The 26058-nt window shown below is 51.6% G+C and carries 44 protein-coding genes; 2 read left to right on the top strand and 42 right to left on the bottom strand.

Translation table 11 applies throughout. From position 1 onward, the window contains the following. Positions 1 to 16 precede the first annotated feature (16 nt). The 27 genes from M8318_RS07760 to rpsJ all read right to left on the bottom strand — a co-directional run bounded on the left by M8318_RS07760 (position 17) and on the right by rpsJ (position 13245). Positions 17 to 1006 (bottom strand): DNA-directed RNA polymerase subunit alpha, encoded by a 990-nt coding sequence (locus M8318_RS07760; protein ID WP_002919219.1) that lies wholly within the window; start codon positions 1004 to 1006, stop codon positions 17 to 19. Between the two features lie 25 nt (positions 1007 to 1031). After that, positions 1032 to 1652: a 30S ribosomal protein S4 gene (gene rpsD, locus M8318_RS07755; RefSeq protein ID WP_032614687.1), complete on the bottom strand. Its 621-nt coding sequence runs from the start codon at positions 1650 to 1652 to the stop codon at positions 1032 to 1034. Between the two features lie 33 nt (positions 1653 to 1685). Beyond that, positions 1686 to 2075, bottom strand: a complete 390-nt coding sequence (gene rpsK, locus M8318_RS07750) for a 30S ribosomal protein S11 (protein WP_003863312.1) — start codon at positions 2073 to 2075, stop codon at positions 1686 to 1688. 16 nt (positions 2076 to 2091) lie between these two features. Continuing rightward, positions 2092 to 2448 carry a 30S ribosomal protein S13 gene (gene rpsM, locus M8318_RS07745; protein WP_003031135.1) on the bottom strand — a complete coding sequence of 119 codons (357 nt, stop codon included), beginning with the start codon at positions 2446 to 2448 and terminating at the stop codon, positions 2092 to 2094. 146 nt (positions 2449 to 2594) lie between these two features. Next, positions 2595 to 2711 carry a 50S ribosomal protein L36 gene (gene rpmJ, locus M8318_RS07740; RefSeq protein WP_000868187.1) on the bottom strand — a complete coding sequence of 39 codons (117 nt, stop codon included), beginning with the start codon at positions 2709 to 2711 and terminating at the stop codon, positions 2595 to 2597. 28 nt (positions 2712 to 2739) lie between these two features. Next, positions 2740 to 4074 (bottom strand): preprotein translocase subunit SecY, encoded by a 1335-nt coding sequence (gene secY, locus M8318_RS07735; RefSeq protein ID WP_032614690.1) that lies wholly within the window; start codon positions 4072 to 4074, stop codon positions 2740 to 2742. 7 nt (positions 4075 to 4081) lie between these two features. Beyond that, positions 4082 to 4516, bottom strand: a complete 435-nt coding sequence (gene rplO, locus M8318_RS07730) for a 50S ribosomal protein L15 (RefSeq protein WP_032614692.1) — start codon at positions 4514 to 4516, stop codon at positions 4082 to 4084. A gap of 3 nt (positions 4517 to 4519) precedes the next feature. Next, positions 4520 to 4699, bottom strand: a complete 180-nt coding sequence (rpmD, locus tag M8318_RS07725) for a 50S ribosomal protein L30 (protein ID WP_003863301.1) — start codon at positions 4697 to 4699, stop codon at positions 4520 to 4522. Positions 4700 to 4705: 6 nt separating this feature from the next. Then, on the bottom strand, positions 4706 to 5206 hold the full coding sequence (gene rpsE, locus M8318_RS07720; protein ID WP_106996075.1) for a 30S ribosomal protein S5: 501 nt from the start codon (positions 5204 to 5206) through the stop codon (positions 4706 to 4708). Between the two features lie 14 nt (positions 5207 to 5220). Next, complete coding sequence (rplR, locus tag M8318_RS07715) at positions 5221 to 5574, bottom strand: 50S ribosomal protein L18 (protein WP_032614694.1); 354 nt, start codon at positions 5572 to 5574, stop codon at positions 5221 to 5223. A gap of 9 nt (positions 5575 to 5583) precedes the next feature. Further along, a complete protein-coding gene (gene rplF / locus M8318_RS07710) occupies positions 5584 to 6117 on the bottom strand; it encodes a 50S ribosomal protein L6 (protein ID WP_166184325.1) in 534 nt (177 codons plus the stop codon). Positions 6118 to 6129: 12 nt separating this feature from the next. After that, entirely contained in the window at positions 6130 to 6522 is a 393-nt protein-coding gene (gene rpsH, locus M8318_RS07705) for a 30S ribosomal protein S8 (RefSeq protein ID WP_032614699.1), read from the bottom strand. A gap of 30 nt (positions 6523 to 6552) precedes the next feature. Next, a complete protein-coding gene (gene rpsN / locus M8318_RS07700) occupies positions 6553 to 6858 on the bottom strand; it encodes a 30S ribosomal protein S14 (RefSeq protein WP_032614701.1) in 306 nt (101 codons plus the stop codon). A 14-nt stretch (positions 6859 to 6872) separates the two neighbouring features. Further along, positions 6873 to 7412: a 50S ribosomal protein L5 gene (gene rplE / locus M8318_RS07695; protein WP_032614703.1), complete on the bottom strand. Its 540-nt coding sequence runs from the start codon at positions 7410 to 7412 to the stop codon at positions 6873 to 6875. Positions 7413 to 7426: 14 nt separating this feature from the next. Further along, on the bottom strand, positions 7427 to 7741 hold the full coding sequence (gene rplX, locus M8318_RS07690; protein WP_016538464.1) for a 50S ribosomal protein L24: 315 nt from the start codon (positions 7739 to 7741) through the stop codon (positions 7427 to 7429). 10 nt (positions 7742 to 7751) lie between these two features. Beyond that, complete coding sequence (gene rplN / locus M8318_RS07685; RefSeq protein ID WP_004160583.1) at positions 7752 to 8123, bottom strand: 50S ribosomal protein L14; 372 nt, start codon at positions 8121 to 8123, stop codon at positions 7752 to 7754. Between the two features lie 165 nt (positions 8124 to 8288). Further along, positions 8289 to 8543 carry a 30S ribosomal protein S17 gene (rpsQ, locus tag M8318_RS07680; protein WP_008503489.1) on the bottom strand — a complete coding sequence of 85 codons (255 nt, stop codon included), beginning with the start codon at positions 8541 to 8543 and terminating at the stop codon, positions 8289 to 8291. Beyond that, positions 8543 to 8734, bottom strand: a complete 192-nt coding sequence (gene rpmC, locus M8318_RS07675; RefSeq protein ID WP_032614707.1) for a 50S ribosomal protein L29 — start codon at positions 8732 to 8734, stop codon at positions 8543 to 8545. The genes rpsQ and rpmC overlap by 1 nt, the downstream gene beginning before the upstream one ends. Continuing rightward, positions 8734 to 9144, bottom strand: coding sequence for a 50S ribosomal protein L16 (gene rplP / locus M8318_RS07670; protein ID WP_002919759.1), 411 nt, complete (start codon positions 9142 to 9144; stop codon positions 8734 to 8736). The genes rpmC and rplP overlap by 1 nt, the downstream gene beginning before the upstream one ends. Before the next feature lie 12 nt (positions 9145 to 9156). Further along, the gene (rpsC, locus tag M8318_RS07665) at positions 9157 to 9858 is read right to left on the bottom strand and encodes a 30S ribosomal protein S3 (protein ID WP_000529945.1); all 702 of its coding nucleotides are present in this window, start codon (positions 9856 to 9858) and stop codon (positions 9157 to 9159) included. Between the two features lie 17 nt (positions 9859 to 9875). After that, complete coding sequence (gene rplV / locus M8318_RS07660; RefSeq protein WP_002919773.1) at positions 9876 to 10208, bottom strand: 50S ribosomal protein L22; 333 nt, start codon at positions 10206 to 10208, stop codon at positions 9876 to 9878. 14 nt (positions 10209 to 10222) lie between these two features. Further along, positions 10223 to 10501 carry a 30S ribosomal protein S19 gene (gene rpsS, locus M8318_RS07655; protein WP_001138115.1) on the bottom strand — a complete coding sequence of 93 codons (279 nt, stop codon included), beginning with the start codon at positions 10499 to 10501 and terminating at the stop codon, positions 10223 to 10225. Between the two features lie 16 nt (positions 10502 to 10517). Then, positions 10518 to 11339: a 50S ribosomal protein L2 gene (rplB, locus tag M8318_RS07650; protein WP_000301869.1), complete on the bottom strand. Its 822-nt coding sequence runs from the start codon at positions 11337 to 11339 to the stop codon at positions 10518 to 10520. Positions 11340 to 11356: 17 nt separating this feature from the next. After that, positions 11357 to 11659: a 50S ribosomal protein L23 gene (rplW, locus tag M8318_RS07645; protein WP_004868363.1), complete on the bottom strand. Its 303-nt coding sequence runs from the start codon at positions 11657 to 11659 to the stop codon at positions 11357 to 11359. Next, on the bottom strand, positions 11656 to 12261 hold the full coding sequence (gene rplD, locus M8318_RS07640; protein ID WP_106996077.1) for a 50S ribosomal protein L4: 606 nt from the start codon (positions 12259 to 12261) through the stop codon (positions 11656 to 11658). The genes rplW and rplD overlap by 4 nt, the downstream gene beginning before the upstream one ends. Before the next feature lie 10 nt (positions 12262 to 12271). After that, positions 12272 to 12901, bottom strand: coding sequence for a 50S ribosomal protein L3 (gene rplC / locus M8318_RS07635; RefSeq protein WP_016538466.1), 630 nt, complete (start codon positions 12899 to 12901; stop codon positions 12272 to 12274). A 32-nt stretch (positions 12902 to 12933) separates the two neighbouring features. Further along, positions 12934 to 13245 carry a 30S ribosomal protein S10 gene (rpsJ, locus tag M8318_RS07630; RefSeq protein WP_001181005.1) on the bottom strand — a complete coding sequence of 104 codons (312 nt, stop codon included), beginning with the start codon at positions 13243 to 13245 and terminating at the stop codon, positions 12934 to 12936. Positions 13246 to 13632: 387 nt separating this feature from the next. Here rpsJ and M8318_RS07625 point away from each other — a divergent pair, with 387 nt between their 5' ends. After that, positions 13633 to 14106, top strand: a complete 474-nt coding sequence (locus M8318_RS07625) for a prepilin peptidase (protein ID WP_262661803.1) — start codon at positions 13633 to 13635, stop codon at positions 14104 to 14106. Here M8318_RS07625 and bfr read toward each other — a convergent pair. The 11 genes from bfr to fkpA all read right to left on the bottom strand — a co-directional run bounded on the left by bfr (position 14090) and on the right by fkpA (position 22283). Next, positions 14090 to 14566, bottom strand: coding sequence for a bacterioferritin (gene bfr / locus M8318_RS07620; protein WP_262661801.1), 477 nt, complete (start codon positions 14564 to 14566; stop codon positions 14090 to 14092). The genes M8318_RS07625 and bfr overlap by 17 nt on opposite strands. A 70-nt stretch (positions 14567 to 14636) precedes the next feature. Then, positions 14637 to 14831, bottom strand: coding sequence for a bacterioferritin-associated ferredoxin (gene bfd / locus M8318_RS07615; protein ID WP_003863268.1), 195 nt, complete (start codon positions 14829 to 14831; stop codon positions 14637 to 14639). A 177-nt stretch (positions 14832 to 15008) separates the two neighbouring features. Next, positions 15009 to 16193: an elongation factor Tu gene (gene tuf, locus M8318_RS07610; RefSeq protein ID WP_262661798.1), complete on the bottom strand. Its 1185-nt coding sequence runs from the start codon at positions 16191 to 16193 to the stop codon at positions 15009 to 15011. Between the two features lie 67 nt (positions 16194 to 16260). Further along, positions 16261 to 18375: an elongation factor G gene (gene fusA, locus M8318_RS07605; RefSeq protein WP_262661796.1), complete on the bottom strand. Its 2115-nt coding sequence runs from the start codon at positions 18373 to 18375 to the stop codon at positions 16261 to 16263. Positions 18376 to 18471: 96 nt separating this feature from the next. Continuing rightward, a complete protein-coding gene (gene rpsG, locus M8318_RS07600; RefSeq protein WP_106995162.1) occupies positions 18472 to 18942 on the bottom strand; it encodes a 30S ribosomal protein S7 in 471 nt (156 codons plus the stop codon). Positions 18943 to 19038: 96 nt separating this feature from the next. Next, complete coding sequence (gene rpsL / locus M8318_RS07595; protein WP_003023654.1) at positions 19039 to 19413, bottom strand: 30S ribosomal protein S12; 375 nt, start codon at positions 19411 to 19413, stop codon at positions 19039 to 19041. 124 nt (positions 19414 to 19537) lie between these two features. Then, positions 19538 to 19825, bottom strand: coding sequence for a sulfurtransferase complex subunit TusB (tusB, locus tag M8318_RS07590; protein WP_262661794.1), 288 nt, complete (start codon positions 19823 to 19825; stop codon positions 19538 to 19540). A gap of 7 nt (positions 19826 to 19832) precedes the next feature. Continuing rightward, complete coding sequence (tusC, locus tag M8318_RS07585) at positions 19833 to 20192, bottom strand: sulfurtransferase complex subunit TusC (protein WP_262661792.1); 360 nt, start codon at positions 20190 to 20192, stop codon at positions 19833 to 19835. Next, positions 20192 to 20578, bottom strand: coding sequence for a sulfurtransferase complex subunit TusD (gene tusD, locus M8318_RS07580; protein ID WP_262661790.1), 387 nt, complete (start codon positions 20576 to 20578; stop codon positions 20192 to 20194). Before tusD ends, tusC begins: the two co-directional genes overlap by 1 nt. Next, on the bottom strand, positions 20578 to 21300 hold the full coding sequence (locus M8318_RS07575) for a helix-turn-helix transcriptional regulator (RefSeq protein ID WP_106995166.1): 723 nt from the start codon (positions 21298 to 21300) through the stop codon (positions 20578 to 20580). The genes tusD and M8318_RS07575 overlap by 1 nt, the downstream gene beginning before the upstream one ends. Before the next feature lie 164 nt (positions 21301 to 21464). Continuing rightward, positions 21465 to 22283: an FKBP-type peptidyl-prolyl cis-trans isomerase gene (fkpA, locus tag M8318_RS07570; protein ID WP_106995167.1), complete on the bottom strand. Its 819-nt coding sequence runs from the start codon at positions 22281 to 22283 to the stop codon at positions 21465 to 21467. Between the two features lie 236 nt (positions 22284 to 22519). Between fkpA and M8318_RS07565 the strand changes: the two genes are divergently transcribed. Continuing rightward, entirely contained in the window at positions 22520 to 22738 is a 219-nt protein-coding gene (locus M8318_RS07565; protein ID WP_106995168.1) for a protein SlyX, read from the top strand. Between the two features lie 52 nt (positions 22739 to 22790). Here the strand turns inward: M8318_RS07565 and slyD are convergent, their stop codons facing one another. The 4 genes from slyD to kefG form a co-directional block, all read right to left on the bottom strand. Beyond that, positions 22791 to 23381 carry a peptidylprolyl isomerase gene (gene slyD / locus M8318_RS07560; protein WP_106995169.1) on the bottom strand — a complete coding sequence of 197 codons (591 nt, stop codon included), beginning with the start codon at positions 23379 to 23381 and terminating at the stop codon, positions 22791 to 22793. A gap of 94 nt (positions 23382 to 23475) precedes the next feature. Beyond that, complete coding sequence (locus M8318_RS07555; protein ID WP_106995303.1) at positions 23476 to 23676, bottom strand: YheV family putative zinc ribbon protein; 201 nt, start codon at positions 23674 to 23676, stop codon at positions 23476 to 23478. Positions 23677 to 23687: 11 nt separating this feature from the next. Beyond that, complete coding sequence (gene kefB / locus M8318_RS07550; RefSeq protein WP_262661786.1) at positions 23688 to 25493, bottom strand: glutathione-regulated potassium-efflux system protein KefB; 1806 nt, start codon at positions 25491 to 25493, stop codon at positions 23688 to 23690. After that, positions 25493 to 26044 carry a glutathione-regulated potassium-efflux system ancillary protein KefG gene (gene kefG / locus M8318_RS07545; protein WP_262661784.1) on the bottom strand — a complete coding sequence of 184 codons (552 nt, stop codon included), beginning with the start codon at positions 26042 to 26044 and terminating at the stop codon, positions 25493 to 25495. Before kefG ends, kefB begins: the two co-directional genes overlap by 1 nt. Positions 26045 to 26058: the final 14 nt, after the last annotated feature.

Below are 26058 nucleotides of genomic sequence, written 5' to 3'. Positions count from 1 at the left end.
TTAACCTGTGATCCGGTTACTCGTCAGCAATGCTTGCCGGTGGCCAGTTTTCCAGGCGCATGCCCAGAGACAGACCACGTGAAGCCAGCACGTCTTTAATCTCAGTAAGAGATTTTTTACCCAGGTTCGGCGTTTTCAGCAACTCAACCTCGGTACGCTGTACCAGATCACCGATATAGTGGATAGCTTCTGCCTTGAGGCAGTTAGCAGAGCGGACAGTCAATTCCAGATCGTCAACAGGGCGCAGCAGGATCGGATCGAATTCTGGTTTCTCTTCTTTCACTTCCGGCTGACGTACATCACGTAAGTCAACGAAAGCTTCCAGTTGTTCTGCCAGGATGGTTGCCGCACGACGAATCGCCTCTTCAGGATCGATTGTGCCGTTGGTTTCCATTTCGATGACCAGCTTGTCCAGGTCGGTACGCTGTTCTACACGCGCTGCTTCAACATTGTAGGCAATACGCTCTACAGGGCTGTAACATGCGTCGACCAGCAGACGGCCGATTGGGCGCTCATCTTCTTCCGAATGAATTCGGGCAGAAGCCGGCACATAACCACGACCGCGCTGAACTTTGATACGCATGCTAATAGCTGCGTTCTCATCGGTCAGGTGGCAGATCACGTGCTGCGGCTTGACGATTTCAACATCACCGTCGTGGGTGATGTCGGCTGCAGTCACAGGGCCAATGCCAGATTTATTCAGAGTAAGAATAACTTCATCTTTACCCTGAACTCTCACCGCCAGCCCTTTCAGGTTGAGCAGGATTTCAAGGATATCTTCCTGAACGCCTTCTTTGGTGCTGTACTCATGAAGTACACCATCAATCTCAACCTCGGTCACCGCGCAACCCGGCATCGATGAGAGCAGAATACGGCGCAGTGCGTTACCCAGAGTATGGCCAAAGCCACGCTCTAAAGGCTCAAGGGTCACCTTGGCGTGCGTCGAACTCACTTGCTCGATATCTACCAGGCGCGGTTTTAGAAACTCTGTCACAGAACCCTGCATTGTGTCCTCTCTTTGGTACTAAGCTTTACTTGGAGTAAAGCTCGACGATCAGGTGTTCGTTAATGTCCGCAGACAGATCAGAACGTTCCGGCTGACGCTTGAACGTGCCTTCCATCTTGCCAGCATCAACTTCCAGCCAGGTTGGCTTTTCACGCTGCTCAGCCAGCTCCAGAGCGGCTTTCACGCGAGATTGCTTTTTCGCTTTCTCACGAATGCTAACAACGTCATTCGCTTTAACCTGATAAGAAGCGATGTTAACAACACGACCGTTTACCATGATTGCTTTATGGCTAACCATCTGACGTGCTTCAGCACGAGTGGCGCCAAAGCCCATACGGTATACAACGTTGTCCAGACGACCTTCCAGCAGAGCCAACAGGTTTTCACCGGTGTTGCCTTTCAGACGTGCTGCTTCTTTATAGTAGTTACGGAACTGACGCTCCAGCACACCGTACATACGGCGAACTTTCTGCTTTTCACGCAACTGCACACCATAGTCAGACAGACGCGGTTTACGCGCACCGTGCTGGCCAGGAGCTTGTTCAATTTTACACTTGGTATCGATCGCGCGAACGCCAGACTTAAGGAATAAGTCGGTACCCTCGCGACGGCTAAGCTTGAGCTTAGGACCCAAATATCTTGCCATTTTCTATCTCCAACAATCCTAGAAACGAACGCGTTATACGCGACGTTTTTTCGGCGGACGACAACCGTTATGAGGGATCGGAGTCACATCAGTAATATTAGTGATGCGGAAACCAGCGGCGTTCAGAGCACGAACAGTAGATTCGCGACCCGGACCCGGACCTTTTACCATAACTTCCAGATTCTTGATGCCGTATTCTTTTACGGCTTCAGCGCAACGCTCTGCTGCAACCTGAGCTGCGAACGGAGTGGATTTGCGTGAACCACGGAAACCGGAACCACCGGCTGTTGCCCAACCCAGTGCGTTACCCTGACGATCAGTAATAGTAACGATGGTGTTGTTGAAAGAAGCATGGATATGAGCCACGCCGTCAGAGACTTGTTTTCTTACACGCTTACGTGCACGAACTGGTGCCTTTGCCATTATTCAATCACCCCGATTATTTCTTGATCGGTTTGCGCGGACCCTTACGGGTACGTGCGTTGGTCTTGGTGCGCTGGCCGCGAACCGGGAGACCACGACGATGACGCAAACCGCGATAGCAACCAAGGTCCATAAGGCGCTTGATGCTCATGCTAACTTCACGGCGCAGATCACCTTCAACGACAAATTTGGCAACTTCGTCACGCAGCGTGTCGATTTGTTCTTCAGACAGCTCACTGATCTTAACATCTTCAGCGATACCCGCTGCAGCCAAAATGGCTTTTGAACGGGTCTTGCCGACGCCGTAGATCGAAGTTAATGCGATCACAGCATGTTTCTGATCAGGAATGTTAATGCCTGCTATACGGGCCACTATGCACTCCTACTATTTAATATGTACGCACCATGCTGAAAAGCCCGTTTTCAGGATACTCAAATGGAAACGTACAGACATACAAAAGATTGGCTGGCTAATCTAGCCAGCTCAACCCAACTTTGCAAGAAAAATATGCGAAATAATCAGCCTTGGCGCTGTTTATGCTTCGGCTCGGCACTGCAAATCACACGGATGACACCATCACGCTTAACGATTTTGCAGTTACGGCATAATTTCTTGACGGAAGCACGAACTTTCATTTTTACTCTCCGTAACTTCTCGAGCGACCTATTGTCGGCCGTAGCCTTTAAGGTTCGCCTTCTTCAATGCAGACTCGTACTGACTCGACATCATCAGAGTTTGCACTTGAGCCATAAAGTCCATAATCACGACAACAACGATAAGCAGTGAGGTCCCACCGAAGTAGAACGGTACTTTCATTGCATCACGCATGAACTCCGGGATCAGGCAAATAAAAGTAATATAAAGCGCACCAACCAAAGTCAGGCGAGTCATTACTTTATCGATATACTTCGCCGTTTGCTCTCCCGGACGAATTCCTGGTACAAATGCACCGGACTTCTTCAGGTTATCTGCTGTTTCACGCGGGTTGAAGACCAACGCCGTGTAGAAGAAACAGAAGAAGATGATCGCAGACGCATAGAGTAACACATAAAGTGGTTGCCCAGGCTGCAAATACAGCGAAATTGTTGTCAGCCAGTTCCAACCCGTCCCGCCCCCGAACCATGACGCGATGGTCGCCGGGAACAGAATAATACTGGAAGCGAAGATTGCCGGGATTACCCCTGCCATATTCACTTTCAGCGGTAAATGTGTGCTCTGTGCAGCATAGACACGACGACCTTGCTGACGTTTTGCGTAGTTTACCACAATGCGGCGTTGACCACGTTCAACGAAAATAACAAAGAACGTCACTGCAAATACTAATACTGCAACCAACAGCAACAGGAGGAAGTGCAGGTCGCCTTGACGCGCTTGCTCGATAGTATGGGCAATGGCTGGCGGGAGTCCCGCAACAATACCAGCGAAAATAATGATCGAAATACCGTTGCCGATACCACGTTCAGTAATTTGTTCGCCGAGCCACATCAGGAACATGGTTCCTGAGACCAGACTTACAACAGCGGTGAAATAGAATGCAAAGCCTGGGTTAATAACCAGGCCCTGCATACCAGGCATATTCGGTAGACCGGTAGCAATACCGATCGACTGGAATATTGCCAGCACCAGAGTGCCGTAACGGGTGTACTGGCTGATCTTACGACGACCAGACTCCCCTTCTTTCTTCAGCTCTGCCAGAGTCGGATGAACGACTGTCAGCAGCTGGATAATAATCGATGCCGAAATGTACGGCATGATACCCAGAGCAAAGATTGAAGCACGGCTGAGAGCACCACCAGAGAACATGTTGAACATTTCAATGATGGTGCCACGCTGTTGCTCAAGCAGTTTGGCAAGTACAGCGGCATCAATACCAGGGATCGGAATGAAAGAGCCAATACGGAACACAATAAGCGCACCGATTACAAACAACAGTCTGCGTTTCAGCTCGCCTAAGCCACCTTTGGCACTTTGAAAATCTAATCCCGGTTGTTTAGCCATCTGCTACTTATTCCTCGATTTTACCGCCAGCAGCTTCGATAGCAGCACGAGCACCTTTAGTAACACGCAGGCCACGAACAGTTACCGGAGTAGAAACTTCACCAGCCAGGATCACTTTCGCGAACTCGATCTGGATACCGATAATGTTTGCTGCTTTCAGCGTATTCAGGTCTACAACGCCGCCTTCAACTTTCGCCAGGTCAGACAGACGGACTTCGGCTGTAATCGCTGATTTGCGAGAGGTGAAGCCGAACTTCGGCAGACGACGGTACAGTGGCATCTGGCCACCCTCGAAACCGCGACGTACGCCACCGCCAGAACGAGAGTTCTGACCTTTGTGACCACGACCACCGGTTTTGCCGAGGCCAGAACCGATACCACGACCCAGGCGTTTACCCGCCTTTTTAGAGCCTTCGGCCGGAGACAGAGTATTTAAACGCATCTCTTACTCCTCAACTTTAACCATGAAGTAAACCGCGTTGACCATACCACGAACAGCAGGAGTATCCTCGCGCTCAACGGTATGACCAATACGACGCAGACCCAGGCCAAGCAGCGTTGCCTTATGTTTCGGCAGACGTCCGATTGCACTGCGGGTTTGTGTAATTTTAATAGTCTTTGCCATGGTCAATTACCCCAGAATTTCTTCAACGGATTTACCACGCTTGGCAGCGACCATTTCTGGAGATTTCATATTTTCCAGGCCATCAATAGTTGCACGAACCACGTTAATCGGGTTGGTGGAACCATATGCTTTAGCCAGAACGTTATGAACTCCAGCAACTTCCAGAACGGCGCGCATTGCACCACCGGCGATGATACCGGTACCTTCGGAAGCTGGCTGCATGAAGACACGAGAACCCGTGTGAGTACCCTTAACAGGGTGCTGCAGGGTGCCGTGGTTCAGCGCGATGTTAATCATATTGCGACGGGCTTTTTCCATCGCTTTCTGGATCGCTGCTGGAACTTCACGCGCTTTACCGTAACCAAAACCAACGCGACCATTACCATCACCAACAACAGTCAGAGCTGTGAAGGAGAAAATACGACCACCTTTAACGGTTTTAGATACGCGGTTAACCGCGATCAGCTTTTCCTGCAGTTCGCCAGCCTGTTTTTCGATGTGAGCCATCTTACACCTCTACCTTAGAACTGAAGGCCAGCTTCACGGGCAGCATCTGCCAGTGCCTGGACGCGACCATGATATTGGAACCCGGAACGGTCAAAGGACACAACTGTGATGCCTTTTTCCAGAGCGCGTTCAGCAACAGCTTTACCTACAGCTGCAGCGGCGTCTTTGTTACCGGTGTACTTCAATTGTTCAGTAATAGCTTTTTCTACAGTAGAAGCAGCTACCAGAACTTCAGAACCGTTTGGTGCAATTACCTGTGCGTAAATATGACGCGGGGTACGATGTACCACCAGGCGAGTTGCACCCAGCTCTTTGAGCTTGCGGCGTGCGCGGGTCGCACGACGGATACGAGCAGATTTCTTATCCATAGTGTTACCTTACTTCTTCTTAGCCTCTTTGGTACGCACGACTTCGTCGGCGTAACGAACACCCTTGCCTTTGTAAGGCTCAGGACGACGGTAGGCGCGCAGATCTGCTGCAACCTGACCGATCAGCTGTTTATCAGCGCCTTTCAGCACGATTTCAGTTTGAGTCGGACATTCTGCAGTGATACCGGCCGGCAGCGGATGCTCAACAGGGTGTGAGAAGCCCAGAGACAGGCCTACTGCATTCCCTTTGATCGCTGCACGATAACCTACACCAACCAGCTGAAGCTTTTTAGTGAAGCCTTCGGTAACACCAACAACCATTGAATTCAGCAGGGCACGCGCGGTACCAGCCTGAGCCCATCCATCCACGAAACCATCACGTGGACCGAAGTTCAGTGCATTGTCTGCATGAGTAACTTCAACAGCTTTGTTGAGGGTACGAGTCAGCTCGCCATTTTTACCTTTGATCGTAATAACCTGACCGTCGATTTTTACATCAACGCCGGCAGGAATAACGACCGGTGCTTTAGCAACACGAGACATTCTTTCCTCCGATTAGGCTACGTAGCAGATAATTTCGCCACCAAGACCAGCTTGGCGCGCTGCACGATCAGTCATAACACCTTTAGAGGTAGAAACAACTGCGATACCCATGCCGGCCATAACTTTTGGCAGCTCATCTTTTTTCTTATAGATGCGCAGGCCTGGGCGGCTGACACGCTGAATGCTTTCTACAACAGCTTTACCCTGGAAATACTTAAGAGTAAGTTCCAGTTCCGGCTTGGTGTCGCCTTCAACTTTAAAATCTTCGATAAAACCTTCTTCCTTCAGCACGTTGGCAATTGCCACTTTCAGCTTGGCGGAAGGCATGGTGACCGCAACTTTGTTCGCGGCCTGACCGTTACGGATACGGGTCAGCATATCCGCGATCGGATCTTGCATGCTCATCTGTCTTTACTCCCGTGATTCAATTGGTAATTACCAGCTAGCCTTTTTCAAGCCTGGTACTTCACCGCGCATGGCGGCTTCACGCAGTTTGATACGGCTCAACCCGAACTTGCCCACGAAACCATGTGGACGACCTGTTTGACGACAGCGGTTACGCTGACGAGACGGGCTGGAATCACGCGGCAGAGACTGCAGCTTGAGAACAGCATTCCAACGATCTTCGTCGGAAGCGTTCACATCAGAAATGATCGCTTTCAGTTCAGCGCGTTTAGCGAAGAATTTATCAGCTAAAGCTACGCGTTTTACTTCGCGTGCTTTCATTGATTGCTTAGCCATTCAGTAACCCTACCTTACTTGCGGAACGGGAAGTCAAACGCAGCCAGTAGAGCACGGCCTTCTTCGTCAGAGTTCGCAGTAGTGGTAATGGTAATATCCAAACCACGCACGCGATCGACTTTATCGTAGTCGATCTCTGGGAAGATGATCTGCTCACGGACACCCATGCTGTAGTTACCACGACCGTCGAAAGACTTAGCGGACAAGCCACGGAAGTCACGGATACGAGGTACAGCAATAGAGATCAGGCGCTCAAGGAACTCCCACATGCGTTCGCCACGCAGAGTTACTTTACAGCCGATCGGATAGCCCTGACGGATTTTGAAGCCTGCAACAGATTTGCGTGCTTTGGTGATCAACGGCTTTTGACCGGAGATTGCTGTCAGATCAGCTGCTGCGTTATCCAGCAGTTTCTTGTCAGCGATCGCTTCACCAACACCCATGTTCAGGGTGATCTTCTCGACCCGAGGGACTTGCATGACAGAATTGTAGTTAAACTCAGTCATGAGTTTGTTAACTACTTCGTCTTTGTAGTAATCATGCAGTTTCGCCATCGTACTACTCCAAATTACTTGATAGTTTCGCTGTTAGACTTGAAGAAACGGACTTTTTTGCCGTCTTCGAATCTAAAGCCTACACGGTCAGCCTTACCGGTTGCCGCATTGAAGAGTGCAACGTTAGAAACCTGAATAGCAGCTTCTTTTTCAACGATGCCACCTGGTTGGTTCAGGGCCGGAACCGGCTTCTGATGTTTCTTAACCAGGTTGATACCTTCAACAATGATCTTGCCGGAAGACAGAACATTTTTTACTTTACCGCGTTTACCTTTATCTTTACCGGTTAACACGATAACTTCGTCATCACGACGGATTTTCGCTGCCATGATTCGCTCCTTAGAGTACTTCTGGTGCCAGAGAGATAATTTTCATGAACTTTTCAGTACGAAGTTCACGAGTTACCGGCCCAAAGATACGCGTGCCGATAGGCTGCTCGCTGTTATTGTTTAAAATAACGCATGCATTACCATCGAAGCGAATGACAGAACCGTCAGGGCGACGAACACCCTTCCTGGTGCGCACCACTACCGCTTTCAGCACATCACCTTTTTTGACCTTACCACGTGGAATTGCTTCCTTGATGGTGATCTTGATGATGTCGCCTACGCCTGCGTAGCGACGGTGCGAGCCACCCAGAACCTTGATACACATTACGCGACGTGCACCGGAGTTGTCGGCGACGTTCAGCATAGTCTGTTCTTGGATCATTTCAGTGCTCCGCTAATGTCAACTACTACCTGAGACTCTAAAATCAGAGCCGTTAAAAAGCCCCATATCGAGGGCGCGGCATTATAACACCACTTCTACAATATGGGTAGAAAAAATAAACGGCTCATTGCTGAGCCGTTTATTCGTATCGAGAAGGCTACTCTATTACAGAACCGCTTTCTCTACAACGCGAACCAGCGTCCAGGACTTAGTCTTGGACAGTGGACGGCATTCACGGATTTCAACCTTGTCGCCGATACCACATTCGTTGTTCTCGTCATGTACGTGCAGTTTGGTCGTACGCTTGATGAATTTACCGTAGATCGGGTGTTTCACAATACGTTCGATAGCTACAACGATGGATTTCTCCATTTTGTCGCTAACAACACGACCTTGCAGAGTACGGATTTTATCGGTCATTACGCACCCGCCTTCTGAGTCAGTAAAGTCTTAACGCGTGCAACATCACGACGCACTTGCTTCAGCAGGTGAGTCTGTTGCAGCTGGCCACTTGCAGCCTGCATACGCAGGTTGAACTGCTCACGCAGCAGGTTCAGCAGCTCAGCGTTCAGCTCTTCTACGCTTTTTTCACGCAGCTCATTTGCTTTCATTACATCACCGTCTTAGTTACAAAGGTGGTTTTGATAGGCAGTTTCGCTGCTGCCAGGCCGAAGGCTTCACGGGCCAGCTCTTCCGGAACACCGTCCATTTCATAAAGGACTTTGCCCGGTTGGATCAAGGCAACCCAGTACTCCACGTTACCTTTACCTTTACCCATACGAACTTCCAGCGGCTTCTCGGTAATTGGTTTGTCCGGGAATACACGGATCCAAATTTTACCTTGACGCTTAACTGCACGGGTCATAGCACGACGTGCTGCTTCGATCTGACGTGCAGTCAGACGACCACGGCCAACAGCTTTCAGACCGAAAGTGCCGAAGCTAACATCCGTACCCTGCGCCAGACCACGGTTGCGGCCTTTGTGCACTTTACGGAATTTTGTACGCTTTGGTTGTAACATCAGCGACGCTCCTTATTTACGGCCTTTACGCTGCTGCTTTTTAGGTTGCGCAGCCGGTTTTTCCGGTTGTTCAACAGCAGCCATACCACCCAGGATCTCACCTTTGAAGATCCATACCTTAACGCCGATTACACCGTAAGTGGTGTGCGCTTCAGAGGTGTTGTAGTCGATGTCAGCACGCAGAGTGTGCAGCGGTACGCGACCTTCGCGGTACCATTCGGTACGTGCGATTTCCGCGCCGCCCAGACGGCCGCTAACTTCAACTTTGATACCTTTAGCGCCCAGACGCATTGCGTTCTGTACAGCACGCTTCATAGCACGACGGAACATAACGCGACGTTCCAGCTGTGAAGTGATGCTGTCAGCAACCAATTTAGCGTCCAGTTCAGGCTTACGAACTTCAGCGATATTGATCTGTGCAGGAACGCCAGCGATATCCGCTACGACCTTGCGCAGTTTTTCTACGTCTTCGCCTTTCTTACCGATTACGATGCCAGGACGAGCAGTGTGAATGGTCACACGGATGCTCTTAGCTGGACGCTCGATAACGATACGAGATACAGACGCTTTAGCCAGTTCCTTAGTCAGGTACTGACGTACTTTAAAATCGCTGTCCAGGTTGTCAGCGAATTCTTTGGTGTTCGCAAACCAGGTTGAATTCCATGGTTTTACAATACCCAGGCGAATACCATTAGGATGTACTTTCTGACCCATTGCTAGTCTCCAGAGTCTCAGCGATCGGACACAACCACAGTAATGTGGCTGGTGCGCTTCAGGATGCGATCTGCACGACCTTTCGCACGCGGCATAATGCGCTTCATGCTTGGGCCTTCGTCTACGAAGATTTTCGCGACTTTCAGATCGTCAATGTCAGCGCCATCGTTGTGTTCAGCGTTAGCAATGGCAGATTCCAGTACCTTCTTAACCAATACCGCAGCTTTCTTGTTGGTATAGGTCAGGATGTCCAGGGCCTGCGACACTTTCTTACCGCGAATCAGGTCAGCAACAAGGCGAACCTTCTGAGCAGAAGAACGAGCATGGCGATGTTGAGCTAAAGTTTCCATCTCTTCCTCCTACCTTATTTCTTCTTCGCTTTTTTATCAGCAGCGTGGCCGCGATAAGTACGAGTCGGTGCGAATTCACCCAGTTTGTGACCGACCATTTCGTCGGAAACAAAGACTGGAACGTGCTGACGACCATTATGGACAGCGATGGTCAAACCGATCATGTTAGGAAAGATCGTTGAACGACGGGACCAAGTGCGCAGGGGCTTCTTGTCTCCGCTTTCCACCGCTTTCTCTACCTTCTTCAGCAAGTGCAGGTCAATAAAAGGACCTTTCTTGAGAGAACGTGGCATGGCTTATCCTCTAATATTATTTGCTACGGCGACGTACGATAAATTTATCAGTACGCTTGTTGCTGCGGGTCTTCTTACCTTTGGTCTGAACGCCCCACGGAGTTACCGGGTGCTTACCAAAGTTACGACCTTCACCACCACCATGTGGGTGGTCGACTGGGTTCATCGCAGTACCGCGAACGGTAGGACGAACACCACGCCAGCGTGCAGCACCTGCTTTACCCAGAACGCGCAGCATATGCTCAGCATTGCCAACTTCGCCCAGAGTAGCGCGGCAGTCTGCTTCGACTTTACGCATTTCACCAGAACGCAGACGCAGGGTGACATAAGCACCATCGCGCGCAACGATCTGAACGTAAGTACCAGCGGAACGTGCCAGCTGACCGCCTTTACCTGGTTTCATTTCTACGTTATGAACGGTAGAACCAACCGGGATATTGCGCATCGGCAGGGTGTTACCTGCTTTGATTGCAGCATCAACGCCAGACTGAATCTGGTCGCCAGCTTTCAGGCCTTTAGGGGCCAGAATGTAACGGCGCTCGCCATCTTTGTACAGAACCAGCGCGATGTTCGCGGAACGGTTCGGATCGTACTCAAGACGCTCAACAACAGCTGGGATACCGTCTTTGTTGCGTTTAAAGTCAACAATACGGTAAGCCTGCTTGTGACCACCACCGATGTGACGAGTGGTGATGCGGCCATTGTTGTTACGACCACCGGATTTGCTGTTTTTTTCAACCAGCGGAGCAAAAGGTTTGCCCTTGTGCAGCTCTGGGTTGACCACTTTAACGACGTGGCGACGACCCGGAGATGTCGGTTTACATTTAACAACTGCCATTGTATTACTCCTCCGACTTACTCAGCGCCGCCAACGAAGTCCAGGTTCTGGCCTTCTTTCAGGGTGACGTAAGCTTTTTTCCAGTCGCTACGACGACCGATACGCTGTCCGTGACGTTTAACTTTCCCTTTAACTACCAGGGTGTTAACGACTTCGACTTCGACTTCAAACAGTTTCTGCACAGCAGCTTTGATTTCTGCTTTGGTCGCGTCTTTAGCAACTTTGAGAACGATGGTGTTAGTTTTTTCCATCGCAGCAGACGCTTTTTCAGAAACGTGCGGTGCACGAAGCACCTTCAGCAGACGTTCTTCACGAATCATGCCAGCATCTCCTCAACTTGCTTAACAGCATCAGCAGTCATTACGACTTTGTCGAAGGCGATCAGGCTAACCGGGTCGATACCAGTCGCATCGCGTACGTCAACCTTGTGCAGGTTACGTGCGGCCAGGAACAGGTTCTCGTCCAGCTCACCGGTGATGATCAGCACATCTTCCAGAGCCATGTCTTTCAGTTTCTGTGCCAGCAGCTTAGTTTTAGGCGCTTCTACAGAGAAAGATTCGACAACGATCAGACGATCCTGACGTACCAGTTCGGACAGGATGCTTTTCAGCGCGCCGCGGTACATCTTTTTGTTAACTTTTTGACTGTGGTCCTGCGGGCGAGCAGCGAAGGTCACGCCACCGGAACGCCAGATCGGGCTCTTAACAGAACCTGAACGCGCACGGCCGGTACCTTTCTGGCGCCACGGCTTTTTGCCGGAACCAGTTACTTCAGCACGAGTCTTCTGAGCACGAGTACCCTGACGAGCACCAGCTGCATAAGCAACAACAACCTGGTGAACCAGCGCTTCGTTGAAATCACGACCGAAGGTAGTTTCGGAAACAGTCAGCGCGCTCTGCGCGTCTTTCAATACTAATTCCATTGCTATCCCCTTACGCCTTCACAGCTGGTTTAACGATCAGGTCGCTACCGGTTGCACCCGGAACAGCACCTTTAACCAGCAGCAGGTTGCGCTCAGCGTCAACACGTACTACGTCCAGGCTCTGAACGGTCACACGTTCGTTACCCAGCTGACCTGCCATTTTCTTGCCTTTGAACACTTTGCCCGGAGTCTGGTTCTGACCGATAGAACCCGGAACGCGGTGGGACAAGGAGTTACCGTGCGTGGCATCCTGAGTACGGAAGTTCCAGCGCTTAACGGTACCAGCAAAACCTTTACCTTTAGAGGTACCGGTTACGTCAACTTTTTTAACTTCTGCAAACAGCTCAACGCTAATGTCCTGACCTACGGTGAACTCTTCGCCTTCAGCAAGACGGAATTCCCACAGACCACGGCCAGCTTCAACGCCAGCTTTAGCGAAGTGACCCGCTTCCGGTTTGGTTACACGGTTAGCTTTTTTAGCACCAGTGGTAACCTGAACGGCACGGTAGCCATCGTTAGCCAGGTCTTTAACCTGAGTAACGCGGTTTGCTTCAACTTCGATTACGGTTACTGGGATAGATACGCCATCTTCAGTGAAGATGCGGGTCATGCCCACTTTTTTACCGACTAAACCAATCATTGTATCAACCTCTCAATCGCTCGATGACCTGATTAACCCAGGCTGATCTGCACGTCTACACCGGCAGCCAGATCCAGACGCATCAGAGCATCAACGGTTTTCTCGGTTGGCTCAACGATGTCAACCAGACGCTTGTGAGTGCGGATTTCGTACTGATCACGCGCGTCTTTGTTAACGTGCGGAGAGATCAGAACGGTAAAGCGCTCTTTGCGGGTCGGCAGCGGGATCGGACCACGGACTTGCGCACCAGTGCGCTTAGCAGTCTCGACGATTTCCGCGGTTGATTGATCGATCAGACGATGATCAAACGCTTTAAGACGGATACGGATTCTTTGGTTCTGCATGAGACCAGAGCTCCAATTATTTTATAAACGAAAATGATTACTACTCAAACCCATTACGATTGATGGGAGAGTGTAACCGTTCTTACGTAGCTCCCCAATTGGGAGCATTGTTAGGCAACGAAAAACAGTATTGCCTGGGTTCAGATTGAACCAGCTGTCAATTACGACAAGCCCGCGCATTATACGTAAATCTGAGCAGGACGCAAGCCCCGTTTAGGAAATAGACGGGCTAGGTCAGTTTTGCGTGGCGACTCGTAAAAAAGATGTAATGTTGCGACGGTAAGACGTTAGTCGGGAAGGCTTCACGCAGGGTTGAGTTTTACTGTTTGTTTAACCCCAGGAATTGAGTGGAGTATGGCCGTACACATTTCATAGAGGCCATTAACGATGCTCACTACCCTCCCCTTCCTGGTTGTCTACCTGGGTTTAACCTGCTTATTAGTTCGTGAGGATATCCGTTCGCATCTGCTTCCGGACAGATACCTGTGTCCACTACTCTGGGCAGGTCTGCTCTATCACCTCTGTCTTCAACCCGATTTTCTGGCCAGCGCGGTCTTAGGTGCAATAATGGGTTACGCCGGCTTTGCGATTATTTATTGGGCTTACAAACTGATACGTAAACGTGAGGGACTGGGATACGGCGATGTGAAATATCTGGGGGCGCTGGGCGCATGGCATGGCTGGTGTGTACTTCCTGTTCTGGCATTATCGGCCGCTTTGCTGGCTATTCTCTATCTATTGATTCGATCCCTGTTTAAACCCGGAGAACAGATATTAAAAAACCCACTGCCATTTGGACCTTTCATGGCGGCAGCAGGTTTAATTATGGGCGGGCAAAGCGTGATCAGCTTTCCACTTTAATCTGCGACTGGAGATAATTCTGCAGACCGATTTTACCGATTAGATCCAGCTCCGTTTCCAGCCAGTCGATATGTCCTTCTTCATCGGCCAGGATCTGAATCATCATATCGCGGCTAACGTAATCGTGAACGCTGTCCGCGTAAGCGATAGCTTCACGCAGATCTTTTGCGCCTTCGAGTTCCAGCGTCAGATCGGATCGCAGCATCTCTTCGACATCTTCTCCAATACCCAGCTTGCCGAGATCCTGCAAGTTGGGGATCCCCTCAAGGAATAAAATACGCTCGATGTACTTATCGGCGTGTTTCATTTCATCAATGGATTCATGGTATTCAACATCGTTGAGGCGAGTCAGACCCCAGTTCTTGAACATTCTCGCGTGGAGAAAGTATTGATTGATTGCGACAAGCTCATTTCCCAATAATTTATTGAGATAACTTATGATTTTAACATCACCTTTCATTATAGTCCCTCCGCTTCCACTTATTGAAGCGTAGATGGGGCTACAGGGATGTCAAAAAAAAGAATGAGCCTCAGGCAATCTCTTTGAATTCCGGGATCTGCATCAATTCGTCCTGCATGATCTCACGGGCAGCGCGAACGCACTTACCGCATTGATTTCCCACCGGAACAAACTTACGCAGCTGCTGAAAAGATTGTGGCTGAAACTGGCGAACGGCCTGACGGATTTTTTTATCACTCACACCATTACATAAACAAACGTACATAACCACTCCCGTTCAAAATATGCGCAAAGTGTAAGTGAGAATAATTATGATTACAATAGCACAAGCACGAAGAGGCGGGGCGGGAGCCAACAAAAAATGCGAAAATTTGTGACACGGACAAACGTATGAAAACAAAAAAGGACGCCGAAGCGTCCTTTTTAATTCAGAGCTAATTAATTAGCTGAGAACTTTAGCAACAACACCCGCGCCAACGGTACGGCCGCCTTCGCGGATTGCGAAGCGCAGACCATCGTCCATTGCGATTGGGTGGATCAGGGTGACAACCATCTTGATGTTGTCGCCTGGCATTACCATCTCAACGCCTTCTGGCAGTTCGATGGTACCGGTCACGTCAGTTGTACGGAAGTAGAACTGTGGACGGTAGCCTTTGAAGAACGGAGTATGACGGCCGCCTTCGTCTTTGGACAGGATGTACACTTCAGATTCGAACTTGGTGTGCGGCTTGATTGAGCCCGGCTTAGCCAGAACCTGGCCACGCTGGATCTCTTCACGCTTGATACCACGCAGCAGAACGCCGCAGTTCTCGCCTGCACGACCTTCGTCCAGCAGTTTGCGGAACATTTCAACGCCGGTACAGGTTGATTTCGCAGTATCTTTGATACCAACGATTTCAACTTCTTCGCCAACTTTGATGATGCCGCGCTCTACACGACCGGTAACAACAGTACCACGGCCGGAGATAGAGAATACGTCTTCGATAGGCAGCAGGAACGGCTTGTCAATCGCACGCTCTGGCTCTGGGATGTAGGAATCCAGGTAGCCAGCCAGTTCGATGATTTTCTCTTCCCACTGTGCTTCGCCTTCCAGCGCTTTCAGTGCAGAACCACGAACGATTGGGGTGTCGTCGCCCGGGAAGTCGTACTGGGACAGAAGTTCACGAACTTCCATCTCAACCAGTTCCAGCAGCTCTTCGTCATCAACCATGTCGCATTTGTTCAGGAACACGATGATGAAAGGAACGCCTACCTGACGACCCAGCAGGATGTGCTCACGGGTCTGAGGCATAGGGCCGTCAGTCGCAGCAACAACCAGGATCGCGCCGTCCATCTGCGCAGCACCGGTGATCATGTTTTTAACATAGTCGGCGTGGCCCGGGCAGTCTACGTGTGCGTAGTGGCGAGTCGGGGTGTCATATTCAACGTGGGAAGTGTTGATGGTGATACCACGAGCTTTTTCTTCTGGTGCGTTATCGATCTGGTCGAATGCGCGAGCAGAACCACCGTAGGTTTTAGCCAGAACGGTAGTGATTGCAGCGGTCAGGGTAGTTTTACCGTGGTCAACGTGGCCGATAGTACCAACGTTGACGTGCGGTTTTGTACGTTCAAATTTTTCTTTAGACACGGCTATATTCCTTACTATAGTGCCCCCTCACCGAAGGGGCACGGGACTTAGATTTTAACCCTACGGCTTATTTACCACGGGCTTCAATTACGGCCTGAGCAACGTTGTTCGGCGCATCATCATACTTCAGGAACTCCATGGAGTAAGAAGCACGACCTTTGGTCAGAGAACGCAGCTGAGTTGCATATCCGAACATTTCAGACAGCGGAACTTCAGCATGAATCTGAACACCAGTAGCGTTAGATTCCTGACCTTTCAGCTGACCACGACGACGGCTAAGGTCACCGATAACGTCACCGGTATTCTCTTCCGGAGTTTCTACTTCAACCTTCATGATCGGCTCAAGCAGAACTGGTTTCGCTTTCTTAAAGCCTTCTTTAAAGGCGATAGAAGCGGCCAGTTTAAACGCCAGTTCAGAGGAGTCAACGTCATGGTAAGAACCGAAGTGCAGACGAACACCCATGTCTACAACCGGGTAACCAGCCAGTGGACCAGACTTCAGCTGCTCCTGGATGCCTTTATCAACGGCAGGGATGTATTCACCAGGAATTACACCACCTTTGATGTCGTTGATGAACTCGTAACCTTTAGGGTTAGAGCCCGGCTCCAGTGGGTACATGTCGATCACAACGTGACCATACTGACCACGACCACCAGACTGCTTAGCGTGTTTACCTTCAACATCGGTAACTTTCTGACGAATCGCTTCACGGTAAGCAACCTGAGGTTTACCTACGTTCGCTTCAACGTTGAACTCACGCTTCATACGGTCAACGATGATGTCGAGGTGCAGTTCACCCATACCAGCGATGATGGTCTGGTTAGATTCTTCATCAGTCCATACGCGGAATGATGGGTCTTCTTTAGCCAGACGGCCCAGAGCCAGACCCATTTTTTCCTGGTCAGCTTTGGTTTTCGGTTCTACTGCGATGGAGATTACCGGTTCCGGGAATTCCATACGCTCAAGAATGATCACGTTATCCGGATCACAGATGGTGTCACCTGTAGTCACGTCTTTCAGGCCGATTGCCGCAGCAATGTCGCCCGCGCGAACTTCTTTGATCTCTTCACGCTTGTTAGCATGCATCTGAACGATACGGCCAAAACGCTCACGAGCTGATTTAACCGGGTTGTATACGGTATCACCAGAGTTAACCACGCCAGAGTACACGCGGAAGAACGTCAGGTTACCTACAAACGGGTCGGTAGCGATTTTGAATGCCAGTGCAGCAAACGGCTCTTCATCACTAGCATGACGCTCGGATGGGGTATCTTTACCGTCATCCAGCATACCGTTGATTGCCGGTACGTCAGTCGGTGCTGGCAGGTAATCAATTACCGCATCCAGCATCGCCTGAACACCTTTGTTCTTGAACGCAGAACCACAGGTTACCAGGATGATTTCGTTGTTCAGAACGCGCTGACGCAGAGCTGTTTTGATCTCTTCTTCAGTCAGTTCTTCACCACCCAGGTATTTCTCCATCAGGTCTTCTGAAGCTTCTGCAGCGGACTCGATCAGGTTCTGGTGCCATTCGTCAGCCAGGTCCTGCATGTCAGCCGGGATATCTTCGTATTCGAAGGTAACGCCCTGATCAGCATCGTTCCAGTTGATGGCTTTCATTTTCACCAGGTCGATAACGCCGGTGAAGCCTTCTTCAGCACCAATTGCCAGCTGCAGCGGAACAGGGTTCGCGCCCAGACGGGATTTGATCTGACCAACAACTTTCAGGAAGTTTGCACCCATGCGGTCCATTTTGTTAACGAACGCAATGCGTGGAACTTTGTATTTGTTTGCCTGACGCCATACGGTTTCAGACTGTGGCTGAACACCACCAACTGCGCAGTAAACCATTACCGCACCATCAAGAACACGCATGGAACGTTCTACTTCGATAGTGAAGTCAACGTGCCCCGGGGTGTCGATGATGTTTACGCGATGCGGTTCATACTGCTTAGCCATACCAGACCAGAATGCAGTAGTCGCTGCGGAGGTAATGGTAATACCACGCTCCTGCTCCTGCTCCATCCAGTCCATGGTAGCGGCGCCGTCATGAACTTCACCGATTTTATGGTTTACACCGGTGTAGAACAGAATACGTTCGGTGGTAGTGGTTTTACCGGCGTCGATGTGCGCACTGATACCAATGTTACGGTAGCGTGCGATGGGTGTTGTACGAGCCATTTGATTCCTCGTTTATCTTTTTAGGCGTTCAGTTAAGTAACCCAAAGCGGGCTGCTTCGCTGAAGCGCCCGCCTGGTGACTATGACTCCGAAGGGATTACCAACGGTAGTGTGCGAACGCCTTGTTGGCTTCTGCCATACGGTGAACGTCTTCACGTTTCTTAACTGCAGTACCTTTGTTGTCTGCAGCATCAGAAAGTTCGTTCGCCAGACGCAGAGCCATGGATTTATCACCGCGTTTACGAGCAGCTTCAACGATCCAACGCATTGCCAGAGCATTACGACGGACCGGACGAACTTCAACTGGAACCTGATAAGTAGAACCACCTACGCGGCGGGACTTAACTTCAACAGTCGGGCGAACGTTGTCGAGAGCGACTTCGAAAGCTTCCAGTGAGGTTTTACCAGAGCGCTGAGCCAGGGTCTCAAGCGCGCTGTATACGATTGCTTCTGCAGTAGATTTTTTACCATCTACCATCAGGATGTTTACAAATTTTGCCAGCAGTTCTGATCCGAATTTCGGATCTGGAAGAATTTTACGCTGACCAATGACGCGACGACGTGGCATGGGAATACTCCGTTGTTAATTCAGGATTGTCCAAAACTCTAAGAGTTTAGTGTGACATTAAGATAAATCAGTTTGGCCTTACTTAACGGAGAACCATTAAGCCTTAGGACGTTTCACGCCGTACTTAGAGCGAGATTGCTTACGGTCTTTAACGCCGGAGCAGTCAAGCGCACCACGAACGGTGTGGTAACGAACACCCGGAAGGTCTTTTACACGACCGCCACGGATCAGGATCACGGAGTGTTCCTGCAGGTTGTGACCTTCACCACCGATGTAGGAAGTCACTTCAAAACCGTTAGTCAAACGCACACGGCATACTTTACGCAGTGCGGAGTTTGGTTTTTTAGGGGTAGTGGTATACACACGAGTACATACACCACGTTTCTGCGGGCAGGCTTCCAGCGCAGGCACGTTGCTTTTTGCAACTTTGCGAGCGCGTGGTTTGCGTACCAGCTGGTTAACTGTTGCCATTAAATAGCTCCTGGTTTTAGCTTTTGCTTCGTAAACACGTAATAAAACGACCTCATACAATATGAGGACGCGAAATTTTAGGGCCACGTCGAAAAGGTGTCAAGAAATATACAGCGATCTCACATCACCAGTTCATTTGACCGGGGTGCTGGACGGCCAGATTGACGAAATCAGTATAGCTAACCACGTCAATTTTGGTTGAAATTTGACCAGTAAGACCGCGAGCATCGGTATCATCTTTAAGCGCAGAGACAGAGATGGGGGCATTACTGAGAATATCAACAAAGCGGTTGCCTTCTACCGCCGCCAGAACACCATCCTGGATCAGCAGCAGGGCATCACCTTCACGCACCATGCTTAACAGGCTGTCGATGTCGCAGTGCCAGGGGGAGCGGCTCAAAATATGGAGCATGACGGCCTCAGAATGTCAGGATAGTGTCGAAATGGGAGAGATGTTCACGCAGCACCTCCGGCACAACCACTGTGGCATCCAGCACAAAGGATGTGTTTTCACTCAGACCGCGCGCCTGCAGGGAGGCGGCACAGACGTAGAACGTCTCGATGTCATACAGCGGCAGGACCTTAAAGGTCGCGATGTAGTCGCGCGCCAGCACGGCCTGCGGTTGCTGGCCGGCAAGCAGTTGAAACACGCCGTCGCCGATAAAGAATACGCCGATCTCTTCCGTCAACGCGGAGGTTGCCAGTAACGCATCCAGCCCTTCCCTGCCGGCGGCACTGCCATGCGGAGCAGAGGTAAAGACGAAAGCCACGCGGTTCATCAGAATTGCACCATTCTGTCGCAGGTTAATGCGGCTTGAGCCAGCGCCCCAAGGCCACTGAGTGAAAAGCCGTCATTAAGATTGGCGGCTGACAGGCCCAGACGCTGCGCTTCGTTTGCATCGCTCACGCCGCGACGGAGCGCTGCCGCCACACAAATATGCAGCTCAACCCCGTGCTGCTGGTTCAGGGATTGCCATGCGCGCACCAGGTCAAACTCATCGGACGCGGGGGACGTCAGCTGGTTGGCGTTATAAACGCCTTCACGATAAAAAAAGACGCTGACCAGTTCGTGTCCGGCGCCCAGCAGCGCGCGCGCAAACTGCAACGCACTGCTGGCTTGCTGCGTACCGTACGCCGGGCCTGTCACCATTAATGCAAAACGCATTACTTTTCGTGCCCCAGGAAGTCGCCGCTTTTGAACTGACGGATGTAGAGATAGACCGTGTGCTTAGAGATATTGAGACGATCGGCCACCTGGTTAATCGCATCTTTGATATCAAAAATGCCTTTTTCGTAGAGGTTGAGCACGATCTGACGATTCTTGGCGTTGTTAGACACATTGCGATCGGCATTCACTTCTTCGATGGTGAACTCCAGCGTCTGGGTGACGAGGTCTTCTACCGAGGAGGCAAAGTTAACAGCGGATCCGACGTCCGGCGTTTCTGGCGGAATAAAGGTGTTCATGATCTGGGAGAACGGCACATCGAGGTTCATGTTGATGCACAGCAAACCAATCACCCGATGATCGCGATTACGGATGGCAATCGTCACGGACTTCATCAGGACACCGCTCTTGGCGCGGGTGAAATAACATTTTGAGACGCTGCTGTCCGCACCGGTCATGTCGTGCAGCATACGCAGTGCAAGGTCGGTGATTGGCGAGCCAATTTTACGGCCAGTATGCTCACCATTGGCAATGCGGATGGCAGAACATTTCAGATCTTGCAGGGAGTGCAATACGATTTCGCAGTGGGACCCAATGAGCATCGCTAACCCGTCCACTACCGCTTCGTAGGATTTCAGAATATCGAAATCGGTCTGATCGAAAGGACGTTGATCCAGCAGATCAAGTTCGCTGGTTTCGTTGGTTAAAAGCGACCTGGTCATGAAAAAAACACTCCTTTTCAGGAGCCTGTCGGTAGGTTTTCAGGGCAGGCTCATTATTTACACGGGCAACTAAATTAATACAGCGTAGGTAGCGCTTCCAGTGTTAATTATATCTGCACCATAATAAAAAAACCGCCGCTTCAGGAGCGGCGGTTGTTACCGATTTACTTCTTGGTGGCTTCAGCTGGCGCTTCTGGCTTCGCGTCCGGCTTAGCATCCGCTTTCGGTGCTGGTTTGATATCCAGCAGCTCTACGTCGAATACCAGGGTGGAGTTAGCCGGGATACCCGGAACGCCAGTTTTGCCGTAGGCCAGATCCGGTGGGATGACCAGCTTGATTTTACCGCCTTTCTTGATGTTCTTCAGGCCTTCAGTCCAGCCAGGGATAACACCATCCAGACGGAAGGAGAGCGGCTCACCACGGGTGTAAGAGTTATCGAACTCTTTACCGTCGGTCAGGGTACCTTTGTAGTTTACCACTACGGTATCGCTGTCTTTCGGTGCGTCGCCGGTACCTTCTTTCTCTATTTTATAGACCAGGCCAGTTGGAGAGGTTTTTGCGCCCTTCTCTTTAGCGAAAGCTTCACGGTAGGTTTTGCCTTTCGTTTCGTTTTCAGTCGCGTCTTTCTCCATCTTCTCCTGCGCTGCGCCTTTCACGCGCGCTTCGAAAGCCTGCAGAGTTTGCTCGATTTCCTGGTCTGACAGTTTGCTCTTATCAGCAAATGCATCCTGAACACCGGCGATCAGCTGAGCCTGATCCAGCTTGATGCCCAGTTTTTCTTGCTCTTTCAGAGAGTTTTCCATGTAACGGCCCAGAGATGCGCCCAGCGCGTAGGCTGACTTCTGGTCGTCATTTTTGAACGCCGCATTGCTATCAGCAGTCGCAGCAGGCTTTGCTGCAGTATCGGCAGCGAAAGTCAGCGGCGCATGCAGAGCGACGGCCATCGTGGTCGCCAGCAGCGTTACTTTAAACAGTGATTTCATCCATTTCTCCAGGGCCGGGGACTCTCACCCCGTATTAAGCGTAATTGAGAAGCGTACTATAAAACGTTGAGGAACAAATCTACAGGTAGACACCCCTGATTCGCACCACATTTCAGACTATTTTTGTTTAAATTAGTTTCGCAGCAATGGGATGTTTACTGCGCGCGAAGATAATCTCGGGTAAAATTCGCCGCCGCCAGCCCCGGACGGGGCAACAGAGACCAACGAGGTGAATCATGCAGGATACAGATATGGAAGCACGACTGGCTGAACTCGAAAGCCGCCTGGCTTTTCAGGAGATCACCATCGATGAGCTGAATCAGACCGTAACCGCCCACGAGCTTGAAATGGCCAAGCTGAGGGATCTGCTGCGTCTGTTAACCGAAAAAGTGAAAGCGTCGCAGTCATCACACATTGCGTCGCAGTCGGAAGAGACGCCGCCGCCCCATTATTGAGACGTAAAAAAAGCGGGATATTCCCGCTTTTTTGAGCATTAAGCCGTGAAGCTTAGTGGCAACCGCAGCCGCCATTACCGCAACCACCTTTACCGTGGTCGTGACCATGGTCGTGATCGTGGCCGTGACCGCCGCAGCAACCGTCGTGACCGTGATCGTGGTCGTGGTCGTGACCGTTCGCACCGTGAACGTGGCCGTGAGCCAGCTCTTCTTCAGTGGCTTCGCGGATGGCTACCACTTCAACGTTGAACTTGAGGTTCTGGCCAGCCAGCATGTGGTTGCCATCAACCACAACGTGGTCATCTTCAACTTCAGTGATTTCTACTGGAACCGGACCCTGGTCAGTTTCAGCCAGGAAACGCATGCCAACCTGCAGTTCGTCAACGCCCATGAACACGTCTTTAGGAACGCGCTGCACCAGGTTGTCATCGTACTGACCGTAAGCGTCGTTTGCGCCTACAGCAACGTCAAATTTGTCGCCAACTTCATGACCGTCCAGCGCGTTTTCCAGACCGGAAATCAGGGAACCGTGACCGTGCAGGTAGTCCAGCGGCGCACTCACCGGAGACTCATCAACCAACACACCGTCTTCTGTACGTACCTGATAGGCCAGGCTGACCACCAGGTCTTTTGCTACTTTCATGATATCTCCTGAGCGTGGGAAAATTGCTGGCGCAGATTGTAACGGAAATCTGCACCCGTGTACCCTTTAGCTTAAAAAAACTCAGGGCATATCGCTAGTCCGGATGAAAAATCCCGATCACTTGCTCCTCTTTGCGAACATGCTCGCGAGCCTCTTTATCCGCTTCACGCATCTGGTGTCCGCACTTAACACACTCAACAATATCGATATTGTTCTCGCGCCACATCGCCAGCGTGTCCTGAGCCTGGCAGGCCGGGCATTTCGCACCGGCGATAAAGCGTTTACGAATCGCCATCCTCTACCTCTTTATTCAAATTCATCCCAGCCGTCCAGCTGCCGACGCTCCTGCTGCATCTCACGCTGGAAGATCTCTTCCAGCTCGCGGCGCGCCTCCCGCACCCGGGAAATTTGCACCGTGTCGGTATGCACTGGCATCAACTCACGCAGCATCCGCATATCCAGACGGCGGAAGTGTAACTGCGCGCGCTGGGCCTGATGCGGATGCATCCCCAGCGTCACTAAGGTTTTGCGCCCCAGCTCCAGCGCACTGGAGAAGGTCTCACGGGTAAATTGCTTCACCCCGGCCTGGAGCAGTTCATGAGCCTCTACACGTCCGCGCGCCCGCGCCAGAATATGCAGATGCGGAAAATGCTGCTGGCAGATCTGCACCAGCTTCATGGTGTCTTCCGGATCATTACAGGTGATGACGATCGACTCCGCCGCTTCTGCCCCGGCGGAACGTAACAGTTCCACCTGGGTGGCATCACCGTAATACACTTTGTAGCCATATTTTCGCATCAGGTTCACCGCGCTGATATCGCGCTCCAGGACAGTGACACGCTTTTTGTTCGCCATCAGCAGGCGGCCAATCACCTGACCAAAGCGCCCGAAGCCCACCACGATCACCTGCGGTTTATCATCGTCCACCCAGGGCGCTTCATGCTCATCTTCCGGCGCATTAAGGCGCCGGGAAAGCTGCCTGTCGATCAGCTTCATCAGCAGCGGCGTGGTCATCATCGACAGCGTAACGGTAACCAGCAGCAGCGCCATCTGGTCATGCTGAAACAATCGCTGGGACGATGCTGTGGAGAAGAGCACAAAAGCGAACTCTCCCCCCTGACTCAGTACTCCGGCAAGCTGCGCGCGCTCCGGGTGACGCAGACCGTATACCCGCGCCAGCCCGTACAGCACCAGCATTTTGACGGCCACCAGCACCGCAACGCCCAGCAGCACGACCAGAATATGGGTGTAAAGCACGCCAAGATTCAGGGCCATGCCGACCGAGATAAAGAACAGCCCTAACAGCAGCCCTTTGAACGGATCGATGGCAATTTCCAGCTCGTGCCGGTACTCGCTCTCGGCCAGCAACACGCCTGCAATAAAGGTTCCCAGCGCCATCGACAGCCCCAGCGCATCCATAAACAGCGCCGAACCCAACACCAGCAGCAGCGTGGCGGCGGTAAACACTTCCCGCACCCCGGACGCCGCAATAAAGCGGAACACCGGACGCAGCAGAAAGCGCCCGCCCACCAGCATGCCGGCAAAGGCCAGCACCTTCATGCCGATTTTCATCCAGTCGAAATGCTCGTCGCCCGACCCCGCCAATAGCGGCACCAGGGCCAGGGCCGGGATCACCGCCAGATCCTGAAACAGCAGCACGGAGAAACCGAGCTGTCCCGTTTCGTTACGGTTCATGCCTTTGTCGCGCATCAACTGCAGGGCCATCGCGGTGGAGGACATCGCCAGCCCAATCCCGCCGACCACCGCCGCCTGCCATGAGAAATGGCCCAGCATCAGCAGGCCGCCGAGGATCACTGCGCTAAACAGCACCTGCGCGGCGCCCACGCCGAAGATGGAGCGCCGTAGCTGCCAGAGCTTCGCCGGGTTCAGCTCGAGGCCGATAATAAACATCAGGAAGACGACGCCCAGCTCCGAGAAGTGCAGGATTTCGTCCACATCGCTGATAAACCCCAGCCCCCACGGGCCAATAGCGATACCCGCCAGCAGATAGCCGAGCACCGCGCCGATACCCAGACGCGAAGCCAGCGGCACCGCCACCACGGCGGCGAGCAGAAACAGCACTCCCGCCAGCAACAGATCGGAACCTTCCATCAGCGACCTCCCGTCTGATTAGGCGCAGCCAGCCAGTCGCCGTAGGCTTTGGCATGGCTGGCCAGTTCACTCTGCTGCTGCCGACGCGCCCAGTAGACCACGATCGGTCTCAGCCAGTGCATGTGGCACATGGCCGCCGTCAGCTCGAACGGGCGTAAAATATCGTTCATCGAATAGCGGTTAAGCCCGTCGTGGCGATAGGCACTCTCCGGCTCGCCGGTGGTGATGACGTTCCGCCAGTACTTTCCCGCCAGCTGGTTTCCTCCCGGGCCACTGGCAAAACCGCGGCTCAACACGCGATCCAGCCACTCTTTCAGCAGCGCCGGGCAGCTGTAGGTGTAAAGCGGATGCTGGAACACGATGACGTCGTGCTGGCGCAGCAGTTCCTGCTCGCGGGGGATATCAATAAAAAAATCGGGGTAGTGCGCGTAGAGATCGTGCACCGTCACATTACTGAGCCGTAATGCCGGCTGGAGCAAAACTCGGTTGGCGACCGAGTCCTGCGACTCCGGATGGGCATACAGCAGCAGCACTTTTGCTGTCTGGGACATCATTCCTCTCCCGG

This window comes from Leclercia tamurae (assembly GCF_025566055.1).
GTDB classification, from domain to species: domain Bacteria; phylum Pseudomonadota; class Gammaproteobacteria; order Enterobacterales; family Enterobacteriaceae; genus Enterobacter; species Enterobacter tamurae.
The sequence above is the reverse complement of the archived record's forward strand: the minus strand, read 5'-3'. Positions and strand labels throughout refer to the sequence as shown.